At 67.9% G+C, this 11,577-nt stretch carries 11 protein-coding genes and 1 other RNA gene; 8 read left to right on the top strand and 4 right to left on the bottom strand.

Going from position 1 to position 11,577, the window contains the following annotated elements:
• The first annotated feature begins 74 nt into the window (after positions 1 to 74).
• Positions 75 to 1,562, top strand: coding sequence for a capsule biosynthesis protein (locus tag Q0L89_RS06060; protein ID WP_296763257.1), 1,488 nt, complete (start codon positions 75 to 77; stop codon positions 1,560 to 1,562).
• A gap of 82 nt (positions 1,563 to 1,644) precedes the next feature.
• Entirely contained in the window at positions 1,645 to 3,141 is a 1,497-nt protein-coding gene (locus Q0L89_RS06065) for a phosphomannomutase/phosphoglucomutase (protein WP_296763258.1), read from the top strand.
• A 158-nt stretch (positions 3,142 to 3,299) separates the two neighbouring features.
• On the opposite strand, the gene Q0L89_RS06070 is transcribed toward Q0L89_RS06065, so the two are convergent.
• The gene (locus Q0L89_RS06070) at positions 3,300 to 3,764 is read right to left on the bottom strand and encodes an SRPBCC family protein (protein ID WP_296763259.1); all 465 of its coding nucleotides are present in this window, start codon (positions 3,762 to 3,764) and stop codon (positions 3,300 to 3,302) included.
• 45 nt (positions 3,765 to 3,809) lie between these two features.
• Entirely contained in the window at positions 3,810 to 4,781 is a 972-nt protein-coding gene (gene nudC, locus Q0L89_RS06075; protein WP_296763260.1) for an NAD(+) diphosphatase, read from the bottom strand.
• A 180-nt stretch (positions 4,782 to 4,961) separates the two neighbouring features.
• Here nudC and Q0L89_RS06080 point away from each other — a divergent pair, with 180 nt between their 5' ends.
• The 5 genes from Q0L89_RS06080 (at position 4,962) to recR (ending at position 9,938) form a co-directional block, all read left to right on the top strand.
• On the top strand, positions 4,962 to 6,809 hold the full coding sequence (locus tag Q0L89_RS06080) for a bifunctional 2',3'-cyclic-nucleotide 2'-phosphodiesterase/3'-nucleotidase (protein WP_296763261.1): 1,848 nt from the start codon (positions 4,962 to 4,964) through the stop codon (positions 6,807 to 6,809).
• Positions 6,810 to 6,880: 71 nt separating this feature from the next.
• An RNA gene (ffs, locus tag Q0L89_RS06085) (signal recognition particle sRNA small type) lies at positions 6,881 to 6,979 on the top strand.
• A gap of 96 nt (positions 6,980 to 7,075) precedes the next feature.
• On the top strand, positions 7,076 to 8,866 hold the full coding sequence (locus Q0L89_RS06090) for a DNA polymerase III subunit gamma/tau (RefSeq protein WP_296763262.1): 1,791 nt from the start codon (positions 7,076 to 7,078) through the stop codon (positions 8,864 to 8,866).
• Positions 8,867 to 8,923: 57 nt separating this feature from the next.
• Positions 8,924 to 9,268: a YbaB/EbfC family nucleoid-associated protein gene (locus Q0L89_RS06095; RefSeq protein WP_296763263.1), complete on the top strand. Its 345-nt coding sequence runs from the start codon at positions 8,924 to 8,926 to the stop codon at positions 9,266 to 9,268.
• 76 nt (positions 9,269 to 9,344) lie between these two features.
• Entirely contained in the window at positions 9,345 to 9,938 is a 594-nt protein-coding gene (gene recR, locus Q0L89_RS06100) for a recombination mediator RecR (protein WP_296763264.1), read from the top strand.
• A gap of 89 nt (positions 9,939 to 10,027) precedes the next feature.
• Here recR and Q0L89_RS06105 read toward each other — a convergent pair whose 3' ends face one another.
• Positions 10,028 to 10,789, bottom strand: a complete 762-nt coding sequence (locus tag Q0L89_RS06105; RefSeq protein WP_296763265.1) for a cell cycle transcriptional regulator TrcR — start codon at positions 10,787 to 10,789, stop codon at positions 10,028 to 10,030.
• Between the two features lie 190 nt (positions 10,790 to 10,979).
• Positions 10,980 to 11,294: an H-NS histone family protein gene (locus Q0L89_RS06110; RefSeq protein WP_296763266.1), complete on the bottom strand. Its 315-nt coding sequence runs from the start codon at positions 11,292 to 11,294 to the stop codon at positions 10,980 to 10,982.
• Between Q0L89_RS06110 and Q0L89_RS06115 the strand changes: the two genes are divergently transcribed.
• A partial coding sequence (locus tag Q0L89_RS06115) for a hypothetical protein (RefSeq protein WP_296763267.1) occupies positions 11,286 to 11,577 on the top strand: 292 nt, incomplete at its 3' end. The genes Q0L89_RS06110 and Q0L89_RS06115 overlap by 9 nt on opposite strands.

Here is an 11,577-nt window from a genome sequence, read left to right on the forward strand (position 1 = left end):
CTCGGAGATGTGTATAAGAGACAGCCGCACGCCCCCGCCCTTCCGCCGGCGCGGAAACCGCCAGCGGCGGACAGGTGTCCTCGGCCGCGCAGGTCGGCGCCGAACAACAGCTTGACGATATCCGCCGCGAGGGGCTTACGGGGCGGCAACTGCGCATGGCCCGGCGCGTGGCCCAGAAACACGGGCTTGCGCCCACATCGGATTTCGACGCAGTGCGCCTGTTGCGCGCCAAGGGCATCGACCCGTTCCAGCGCACCACGATGCTGGAACTGGTGGTGCCGCAGAACGGCAACGGCGGCGAGGGGGGCGGCGACGACAACCTGCCCGCCACCACCGGCGGCGCCGATCGCAACCTGCCGCAAACCGTCAAGCAGGGCGACAACACGCTGCCCTCGACCGAACTCAGCCCCGCCGACCGCCGCGCCCGGGAAGTGATGGAGATCCAGCACGACATCGCGCGCCGGCGGCGGCGCAAGCTGTTGCTGTTGTTCACTCGGCTGGCCGCCTTCGTGTTCCTGCCGACGATGCTGGCGGGCCATTACTTCTACAACATCGCCACGCCGATGTACTCGACCAAGTCCGAATTCCTGATCCTGCAGGCCGACAGCCAGGGCGGTTCGGGGATGGGTGGGCTGCTCAGCGGCACGCAATTCGCCACCAACCAGGATTCGATCGCGGTGCAATCCTACCTGCAGTCGCAGGACGCGATGCAACGCCTCGACAACGACATCGGCTTTCGCAACCACTTCAGCCAGGACCATATCGACCCGATCCAGCGGCTCGACGACAACGCCAGCATGGAAGATGCCTACAGTATCTACGAGGACAACGTGAAGATCGGCTTCGACCCGACCGAGGGCGTTGTCCGCATGGAGGTCATCGCCGCCGACCCGGAAACCAGCGTCGAGTTCTCCAAGCACCTCATCGACTACGCCGAGGAGCGCGTCGACGAACTCAGCCAGCGCAAGCGCGAGGACCAGATGCGCGAGGCGCGCAAGAACCTCGAACAGGCCAAGGCCGATCGCCGCGCCGCGCAACAGCGCCTCGTCAAGCTGCAGGAGGGCACCCTGCTCGACCCCGAGGGCGAGATTGCCAACATCCGCAGCCTGATCGGCAGCGTCGAGATGCAGCTTCAGGAAAAGGAACTGGCGCTCGCCACGCAGATGAACAACGCCCGCCCCAACCAGGCGCGCGTCGATGCCCTGCGCACCGAGATCCGCCTGCTCAGGGAAGACCTGGAAAAGCAGAACGCGCGCCTCAACGAGGCCGCATCTGGCGGCAGCTCGCTGGCCGCGAAAACCGCGCAGATCCAGATGGCCAAAGCCGACCTGGCCACTGCCGACCTGTTCCTGCAATCGGCCCTGCAAAACGAGAAACAGACCGAGCTCGAGGCCAGCCGCCAGGTCCGTTACCTGACCACCAGCGTGCAACCCGTCAAACCCGAGGAGGCCGCCTACCCCCGCGCGTTCGAGAACACCATTCTCGCGCTGCTGATCTTCTCGGGCATCTACCTGATGATCTCGCTGACCGCCTCGATCCTGCGCGAACAGGTATCAAGCTGACCACGCTCCTGGCCGCGTCCGCGCCGGCCGGGGCACCCGCCATTTGAACCGCCGCCATTGAATCCAGCGAAAGATTTCCACCGTGACCAAACCGATTACCCAAGTCACCCCGAACACCTGGGAATTTCTCAAGACCGCGATGATCGCGCCCACCGGTTTTCGTGAATATGATGCGCGCTGGAAGTACCCCGACGACATCAACCTGCCGGGCGTCACCGCGCTGGGGCTGGGGCTGGGCACGCAGATGCACCGCCACGGCATCGCGCCGGAAATCGCGGTCGGCAACGACTACCGCGACTATTCGCTGTCGATCAAGAACGCGCTGATGCTGGGCCTCATGCAGGCCGGTATCAAGGTGCGCGACATCGGCCCGGCGCTGTCGCCGATGGCCTATTTCGCGCAGTTCCACCTCGACGTGCCGGCGGTGGCGATGGTCACCGCCAGCCACAATCCCAACGGCTGGACCGGGGTCAAGATGGGGTTCGAGCGCCCGCTTACCCACGGCCCCGACGAGATGGCCGAGCTGCGCGACATCGTGCTGGGCGGTGAAGGCGTGGCCACCCCCGGCGGCGGTTACGACTTCGTCGATGGCGTGCGCGCGGCCTATCTCGACGATCTCGCCGGCGACTTCCGCATGACCCGCAAGCTGCGCGTGGTCTGCGCCACCGGCAACGGCACCGCCGGCGCCTTCGCACCCGACCTGCTGGAGCGTATCGGGGTCGAGGTGATCCCCCTGCACACCGATCTCGACTACACGTTCCCGAACTACAACCCCAACCCCGAAGCCATGGAAATGCTCCACGACATGGCCGCCCGCGTGCGCGACACCGGCGCCGATTTCGCGCTCGGCTTCGACGGCGACGGCGACCGCTGCGGCGTGGTCGACGACGCGGGCGCGGAAATCTTCGCCGACAAGATGGGCGTCATCATGGCCCGCGACCTGGTCAAGCTGTACCCCGGCGCCACCTTCGTGGCCGACGTGAAATCCACCGGCCTGTTCGCCTCGGACCCCGAGCTACTGAAACACGGCGCCAAGGCCGACTACTGGAAAACCGGCCACAGCCACATGAAACGCCGCGTGCGCGAAATCGGCGCGCTGGCCGGGTTCGAGAAATCGGGCCACTACTTCCTGGCCGAACCGATCGGCCGCGGCTATGATTGCGGGCTGCGCGTGGCAGTGGAAATCTGCAAGATGATGGACCGCAACCCCGATATGTCGATGTCCGACATGCGGCGCGCCCTGCCGATGACCTACGCGACGCCCACCATGTCGCCCTACTGTCCCGACGGCCGCAAATACCAGGTGCTCGACCGGCTGGTGCAAAAGCTGGTCGCCAAGCGCGAAGTGGGCGAAACCATCGCCGGGCGCCGCATCGACAAGGTCGTCACCGTCAACGGCGCACGGGTGATCCTCGACAACGGCTCCTGGGGGCTGGTGCGGGCCTCTTCCAACACGCCCAACCTAGTGGTGGTCTGCGAAAGCGGCGAAAGCGACGCTGAGATGCGCGCCATCTTCGCCGATATCGACGCGGTTATCCGCACCGAACCCGACGTGGGCGCCTACGACCAGACCATCTGAGACGGGCGACCGGCGCGCCTTGTCGGGTATTTTTCGGCAAGATGGCGCAGGGCTTCATCTTTCAACAAGTACTCTGGGGGTTTGGGGGTGAAACCCCCAACCGCAGATCGTCGCGCGGACGCGCTCTGCCCTCGGTTTCCCCCCGGATAGCGCGCGCGTCACGCCCGCTGCGCGCGCTCGCCCAGGTCGCGCGCGTAGTCGGCCACACGGGCCTTGAACCGCTTGTCGAGCTTGCCGCGCGCCATGCGCAGCGATTGCACCATCAGCCGCGCCGCCAGGGTCGTCGGCGTCAGATCGGTCACCACGCCCAGCCGCGTCTGCGACCGCGACAGCGCCACAAGCTCGACCCGGGTCACGGCCTCCATGCCCTGCAACTCGGCGCTCAGCACGATCTCGTTGGGCGCGTCGAACCCGGTGATCGCGATATCCGTCTCGCGCGGCTTGCCGCGCATGGTGAACTTCACATGCCATCCGACACCCGCCCCCGGCGCGCGCAGGGTGTCGGTGCGCTGCACCTCGACGCCGCGGCGCATCGCCGCGCGCTCGATCAGTTCGAAATCGGTGAGGACGGCGAACACCTTGTCGATGGGGGCATCGACATCCGCCTTGCCTGAAAATTTCATCCGCTCGCCTGTGCCTCGTTGTCAGCCTGCGCGCGCAGTGTCGCCTCAATCCAGCCGATCCGCAAGCCAGTTGCGCAGCAGGAACCGCGCGATCGCCCCCTCGCGCGCCGGGGTCAGCACCGGGTGGCGCCCGGCGAAGGCCTCCATCATCTCTTCGCGGCTCATCCATACCGCATCGTCCAGCTCGACCGGGTCGATCGTCACCGCGGCGGTTTCGGCCACGCCGTGGCAGCCGATCATCAGCGAGGCGGGAAACGGCCACGGCTGGCTGGCCAGGTAGGTGACGCGCCCGACGCGCACGCCGGCCTCTTCCATCACCTCGCGGCGCACTGCCGCCTCGATGGTCTCGCCCGGCTCGACGAACCCCGCCAAGGCCGAATACATCCCCGCCGGCCAGCCGTGCGAGCGGCCCACCAGCACCGCGTTGCCATGGGTGATCAGCATGATGACCACCGGGTCGGTGCGCGGGAAATGGTGCGCGCCGCAGGCCGGGCAAACCCGTTGCCAGCCGGCCTGCGCAACCTCGCTGCGGTCGCCGCACACGGCGCAGAACCCGTGCGTGCGGTGCCAACCGAACAGCGCCCGCGCGGTGGCGGCAAGTTCCGCGTCGCGCGGACCCAGCACCGCCATGACGCCGCGCAGTTCGGTGAAACGCTGCGCGGCGTCCAGCGCCGGGTGATGCTGGCGCGTGGCGTCGGCAAAGCCGTCCTCGGGCGCCGCCTGCCCGGCCGGCGGCTGCCAGCCCGAAAGGTCATGGGCAAAGACCGGCGCGCCGTCCTCGCGCCCCAGCAGGACGGGCGCACCGGCCGCCTCGGACAGCACCGGGTGATCCATCGCCAGGCGCACCAGCCGCGGCACCGGGCCATCGTGCGCCACCAGCGGCTTGCCCCGCCACAGCGCCACGCAGCGCGCCGACCTGTCGCCCGCCGCGGCGGCCAGCGCGCGCGCATCGCCGCGCCACTCGGCCGCGCGGTCCAGCCCCGAGCCGCCGAATGTCACCGTTTCCGCCAATCGCATCGCCTCGCCTCCTGTTGCTTGCGCCGCACCGCCGCCGATCAATTTACCCACTACCTGACCCAAGCCATTGTGGCACCGCGCGCAAGGCGCTACCACCATCAAAAGGGGGCGTCCGACGCGCCTTTCGATCGGTTCCAGTGTTCGCCCTTTCCCCTGACCGTGACTCGGTGCCGACCAATCGTGACACAACAGCCCGCCACGCTTTGCCTGCGCATCCTGCAGACCACCGATTTGCACATGCGCATTCTCGGCTATGACTATTTCGCCGACAGCGCCGCCACCCCCGAGGCGCAAAACGGGCTGGCGCGGCTGGCGCCGGTGATCCGCGCGGCGCGCGGCGAGGTCGCCAATTGCCTGCTCGTGGACAACGGCGATTTCCTGCAAGGCACCCCGATGGGCGATCTTTTCGCCGACCCCGCGATGATCGATCACACCGGCGCCCACCCGATGATCGCGGCGATGAATGCACTGGGCTATGATGCCGCGACGCTGGGCAACCATGAATTCAACTACGGGCTGGCACCGCTCGACCGGGCACTTGCCGATGCCGATTTTCCCGTTATTGCGGGCAACATCACCCGCGCGCATGGCCCTGCACTGCCACCATGGGTGATCGTGACGCTTGACGCGGTCGACAACGCCGGGGCCCGCCACCCGCTGCGCGTGGGGATGATCGGGCTGGCGCCGCCGCAGATCACCGGCTGGGACCGCGCCGTTCTGGGCGGTGCCATCACCATGCAAGGCATCTGCGCCGCGGCGCGCGCACAGGTGCCGCAGATACGCGCCGCAGGCGCCGACCTGGTCGTGGCGCTGGCCCATACCGGCATAGGCGCCGCGGACGCGCGCGACGGGATGGAAAACGCCGCCGTGCCGCTGTCCGCGGTCGACGGCATCGACGCGGTGCTGTGCGGCCACCAGCACCAACTGCTGCCCGGCCCCCGATTCGCCGCGATGGCCGATGTCGATGCGGCGCGCGGCACCATCCACGGCAAGCCGGCGATGATGCCCGGGTACTGGGGCGCGCACCTGGGGGTGATGGACCTGACGCTGGCGCATGGGTCGGGCGGGCGCTGGCGCGTCGCCGGACACGACATCGCCCTGCGCGCTGCCGATACCAGCGCCGACGACGCTATCGTCGCCCGCGCGGTGGCGCCCGCACATCAGGCGACGCTGGCCCATATCCGCCGCCCCGTGGGCCGCACCACCGAAGCGCTGCACAGCTATTTCACCCTGATCGCCGACGATGCCGCGGTGCAACTGGTGGCCGAGGCACAGCGCGCCCGCGCCGCCGAGTTGCTGCGCGGCACCGAATGGGCCGACCTGCCGCTGCTGTCGGTGGCGGCCCCGTTCAAGATGGGCGGCCAACCGGGGCCGGCGCAATACACCGACGTGCCCGCCGGGCCGCTGACGCTGCGCAGCCTCGCCGATCTTTACCTGTTTCCCAACACCCTCCAGGCGGTCGAGGTGACTGGCGCGCAACTGCAAGACTGGCTGGAACGCGCCGCCGGCATCTACCGGCAATTGCGCCCCGGCCAGCCCGACCAGCCGCTGCGCGACCCCGAATTCCCGGCCTACAATTTCGACATCATCTGCGGGCTGAGCTACCGCATCGACCCGTCGCAACCGGCGCGTTTCACCATCGACGGGCGGCTTGCCGACCACCACGCGCAGCGAATCACCCGGATGCGCTGCGCGGGGCGCCCGGTGGCCCCCGGCGACCGCCTCATCGTGGCCACCAACAGCTACCGGCTGGGCAGCAGCCTGGTGGCGCCGCTGGGCCCCATGCCCGTGGTGCTGGACACCACCGAAAGCGTGCGCGATATCCTGCGCACCCATATCGCCGCGCACCCCGTCATCACCCCGCCACGGCGCCCGGTCTGGCGCTTCGCGGCGCAGGCGCCGGGCACCTCGGCGCTGTTCGACACCGGCCCCGGCGCAACCGCCTACCTCGATCAGCCGGGGCTGCCGCCGCTCACGCCGCTGGGTCGCACGGCCGAGGGCTTCGCACGCTTTCGCCTGCACATGTGACGTGCCGGACGCCACCTCGGATCGTGCCCCGCCCCCTTGCGAATCCATGGCGCGTCGCCTAGGTAGGCGGGTGAGAGGTTGGCGCGGGCGAGCGCCTCGCCAACCCGGTCAGGTCCGGAAGGAAGCAGCCGTAACGAGCCCCGCTTGGGTCGTTGTCCAACCTCTCACCCTTTCCCCTGCACCGCCATCCGCATGGCCCGCCCTTCGCGGTGGACGCAGGACAGCACCGCGCCTATTGTTGCGCCAACAGCCAAGGCAGCGACCCCATGAGCGACAACCAAAGCCCCGCCTACCAGGTTCTGGCCCGCAAGTACCGGCCCGAAACCTTCGCCGACCTGGTCGGGCAGGATGCGATGGTGCGCACCCTCAAGAACGCCTTCAAGGCCGACCGGATCGCGCAGGCGTTCATCCTCACCGGCATTCGCGGCACCGGCAAGACGACCACCGCGCGGATCATCGCCAAGGGGCTCAACTGCATCGGCCCCGATGGCACCGGCACCCCCACGACCGAGCCCTGCGGCCAGTGCGAGCACTGCCTGGCGATTTCCGAGGGCCGCCATGTCGACGTGATGGAAATGGACGCCGCCAGCCATACCGGCGTACAGAACATCCGCGACGCGATCATCGAAACCGTCAGCTACCGCGCCGCCAGCGCGCGCTACAAGATCTTCATCATCGACGAGGTGCACATGCTCTCGACGAGCGCGTTCAACGCGCTCCTCAAGACGCTGGAAGAGCCCCCCGCGCACGTCAAGTTCATCTTCGCCACCACCGAGATTCGCAAGGTGCCGGTGACGGTGCTGTCGCGCTGCCAGCGGTTCGATCTGCGCCGCATCGAACCCGAGGAAATGATCGCGCTCATGCGCCGCATTGCCGATGCCGAGGGCGCGCAGATCAGCGACGATGCGCTGGCGCTGATCACCCGCGCCGCCGAAGGCTCGGCCCGCGACGCGACCTCGCTGCTCGACCAGGCGATCTCCCACGGCGCCGGGGAAACCGGCACCGACCAGGTGCGCGCCATGCTGGGGCTGGCCGACCGTGCCCGCGTACTCGATCTGTTCGACATGGTGATGAAGGGCGACGCCGGCGGCGCGCTGTCGGAACTGTCGGGCCAGTACGCCGAGGGCGCCGACCCGATGGCGGTGCTGCGCGACCTGGCCGAGATTACCCACTGGATCAGCGTCGTCAAGATCACCCCCGAGGCCGCCGAAGACCCCACCGTCAGCCCCGACGAGCGCATCCGTGGCCGCAACATGGCCGAGGCGCTGCCGATGCGCGTTCTCACCCGCATGTGGCAGATGCTTCTCAAGGCACTCGACGAGGTCGCGCAGGCTCCCAACGCCATGATGGCCGCCGAGATGGTGGTGATCCGGCTGACCCATGTCGCCGACCTACCCACGCCAGAGGAGCTGCTGCGAAAGCTCAAGGATGCGCCGGCGCCCGGCCCATCCGGCGGCGGTGGCGGCAATGGCGGCGGGGCGCCGGCGCCGGGCGCGGCCCAGCAGACCCCGGCGGGCCATGCCCCGGCCACCCAACCGGCCCAGGCGGGCCACGGCAGCGGCCAGGGCGGCGGCGGGGCGCAAGCCGCGCTCGCCCCGCAGGCCGACGACCAGGCGCTGGCCCATTACACGCGCTTCGACCAGATCGTCGAGCTGATTCGCGCCCAACGCGACGCCAAGCTGCTGATCGAGGTCGAAAACTACCTGCGTCTCGCCGCCTACCGCCCCGGCCGGATCGAGTTCGAGCCCACCGCGGACGCGCCCGCCGACCTGGCACAGCGTCTCGGCGCGGCGCTGCAACGCTGGACCGGCGCACGCTGGGCGGTGACCCTCGTCAATACCGGCGGCGCCCCCACCATCGCCGAGGCGCGCGACGCCGAACGCAGTGCCCTGCGCGCCGAGGCCGCGACACACCCGATGGTGCAGGCGGCGCTGGAAACCTTTCCCGACGCCAGCATAACCGGCATCCGCAGCCATGCCGAGCTGGCCGCCGAAGCGGGCGCCGAGGCCCTGCCCGAGGTCGAGGAAGAATGGGATCCGTTCGAGGAAGATACCTGACCGCGCGCCACCGCGCACGGCACCACAACGAAAATCCTAACCAAGGAGACGATCACGATGTTCAAGGGACTGGGGCAGATGGGCGACATGGCCAAGATGATGCAGGCCGCCCAGGAGATGCAAGAAAAGATGGGCCAGTTGCAGGAAGAAATGCAACAGATGACCGTGACCGGCGAATCCGGCACCGGCCTGGTCAAGGCCACCTGCACCGTCAAGGGCGAGCTGAAATCGCTCGACATCGACCCGTCGATCTTCAACGCCGACGAAAAAGAGGTCGTCGAGGACCTGATCCTCGCCGCCATCAAGGACGCCCAGCAAAAAGCCAAGGACAAGGCCCAGGAGGAAATGGGCAAGCTGACCGAGGGCATGGGCCTGCCCAAGGACATGAAGCTGCCGTTCTGATCTTCATCTTTCCCGAAATACTCCGGGGGTGTGGGGGCAGCGCCCCCACCGATCCCCGATCAGCACAGGTCCGCGCATGAGTGCCAACCACGACATCGACACCCTGATCGACATGATGGCCAAGCTGCCGGGTCTGGGTCCGCGCTCGGCCCGGCGCGCGGTGCTGCACCTGATCCGCAAGCGCGAGCTGCGCATGACGCCGCTGGCGCAGATGATGCAGACGGTCGCCGCCAATGCCCGCGAATGCGCCAATTGCGGCAATATCGGCAACGCCGAGACCTGCGACATCTGCGCCGATGCGGCTCGCGCCGACGGCACGATCTGCGTGGTCGAGGACGTGGCCGACCTGTGGGCGATGGAACGCGCGGCCGTGTTCAAGGGGCGCTATCACGTCCTCGGCGGCACGCTCAGCGCACTCGATCAGGTCGGGCCCGAGGAATTGCGCATCCCGCAACTGATCGGCCGCATCGCGGTCGAGGACATCACCGAGGTGATCCTGGCGCTCGGCGCCACCGTCGACGGCCAGACCACCGCGCATTACATCGCCGATCATCTCGACGGGCGGGTGCGATTGACCTCGCTGGCCCAGGGCGTGCCCATCGGCGGCGAGCTTGACTACCTCGACGACGGCACCATCACCGCTGCGCTGACCGCGCGCAAGGTGCTCTGAAGCGCGGCGCGCGGATGCGCATCATTGAAAAAGGCCCGGGCGGGTGCCCGGGCCTGATCGTCGCTCAGCTATGGTAACGGTGGCGGCGCCTAACGGCGGCCCTCTTCCTCGTCGTCCTCGTCGTCGTCATCGCTGCCCTCGGGCAGGTTGAACAGGCTGTCGGCGTCGATGGCCTTTTCCTTCTTGTCGTCGCTATCCTCCCTGAGGCTGAAGGTCTCCAGCCCCTCGATGGCGGTCGGGATGCGCGGCGCGTCCTCCATCTCTAGGGATTCCTCGGTCGACAACAGCTTGCGGCGCGCGTCGTCGTCCATCGCGTGGCCCTCGCGGGCCTTCTTCTCGGCGGCCTTCTGCACCGACTCGTCCAGCTCCGACTGCTTGCACAGGCCCAGCGCCACCGGGTCGATGGGCTGGATGTTGCCGATGTTCCAGTGCGTGCGCTCGCGGATCGACTTGATCGTCGGCTTGGTGGTGCCCACCAGCCGGCTGATCTGCGCATCCGCCAGTTCGGGGTGGAACTTGACCAGCCAGTAAATCGCCGCCGGTCGGTCCTGGCGCTTGCTCAGCGGCGTGTAGCGCGGGCCGCGGCGCTTGGTCTCGCCCTCGGCGGCGGGGTTGTGCTTGAGCCTGAGGACGACCGTCGGGTCGGCCTCCGCCCTCTTGATGTCCTCGGCGGTCAGCTGGTTGTTGGCCACCGGGTCGAACCCCTTGACCCCGGCGGCCACGTCACCGTCGGCGATGCCCTGGATCTCAAGCTCGTGCATGCCGGTGAAATCGGCGATCTGCTTGAAGGTCAGCGTGGTGTTGTCGACCAGCCATACGGCGGTCGCCTTTGCCATGATCGGTTTGGCCATATCGTCTCTCCTTGCCCAAATCCTGCCCGGGCCCTCGGGGCGGGCTGCGCGCCCCGCGAGCGGGGCCGGTTTCCGTTGTGGGGGAACTCGGGCGCACCTATACGCGCTTGCGCCGGCCAAGAAAAGAGCGAATGCACGCCGCACGCCGGCGGCGCACGCCTCGCACCCCCGGCCGCGGCGGTTCGCCCTCTCAGATCGCCATGTCCTCGGGGCTCTTGCCCTTTTCCAGCGCCTTCTTGAACCAAGCCGGCTGGCGGCCCTTGCCGGTCCAGGTCATGGTCGGGTCGTCGGGGTTGCGGTATTTCGGCACCGAGGGTTTGCGCCCCTTGCGGCCACCGCCCGTCAATTCCGCAAGGGAAAATCCCAATTCGCGCGCCTTTTCGTCCAGAGCCGCCAGCGCAGTCTGTTTCTGGCGGTCCTCAAAGGTATTGATCGCCTTGGTCACCTTTTTCTGAAGCTCCTTGAGCTCGTCGAGTGACATGTTTTCCAGATCGTGTTGATTCATTTCCGTTCCGCCTTTGCAATTCCAATGATGTGCAAAGATACGCCCCCGCCCGGAAAAGGTGCAACCGCTTTCTTGCGGCGCTTGAAAATGATTGCATTTTACGAGGAATTGAAATTCCCCGCACCGGCCGCCGGCTTGAGAAACGCCATTCGCGAACGGCGCCGAAACGCGGACCGGAACCGGCCGTCACGCCGATTCCCACAACCGGGAAACAACTTTGCCGCGCTCTATAAATACAAAAGACAACCGCGTTATTCCGGGCCTGTCCGGGGGGCAGCGGCAA

Source organism: Sediminimonas sp., from assembly GCF_024637375.1.
In the GTDB taxonomy this organism is placed as follows: Bacteria; Pseudomonadota; Alphaproteobacteria; order Rhodobacterales; family Rhodobacteraceae; genus Sediminimonas.

Bases quoted from the DNA above. Each gene is read 5' to 3' on its own strand.
- Q0L89_RS06110 (WP_296763266.1), bottom strand. From the start codon at position 11,294: ATGAATCAACACGATCTGGAAAACATGTCACTCGACGAGCTCAAGGAG.
- nudC (WP_296763260.1), bottom strand. From the start codon at position 4,781: ATGCGATTGGCGGAAACGGTGACATTCGGCGGCTCGGGGCTGGACCGC.
- Q0L89_RS06095 (WP_296763263.1), top strand. From the start codon at position 8,924: ATGTTCAAGGGACTGGGGCAGATGGGCGACATGGCCAAGATGATGCAG.
- Q0L89_RS06105 (WP_296763265.1), bottom strand. From the start codon at position 10,789: ATGGCCAAACCGATCATGGCAAAGGCGACCGCCGTATGGCTGGTCGAC.
- recR (WP_296763264.1), top strand. From the start codon at position 9,345: ATGAGTGCCAACCACGACATCGACACCCTGATCGACATGATGGCCAAG.
- Q0L89_RS06070 (WP_296763259.1), bottom strand. From the start codon at position 3,764: ATGAAATTTTCAGGCAAGGCGGATGTCGATGCCCCCATCGACAAGGTG.
- Q0L89_RS06090 (WP_296763262.1), top strand. From the start codon at position 7,076: ATGAGCGACAACCAAAGCCCCGCCTACCAGGTTCTGGCCCGCAAGTAC.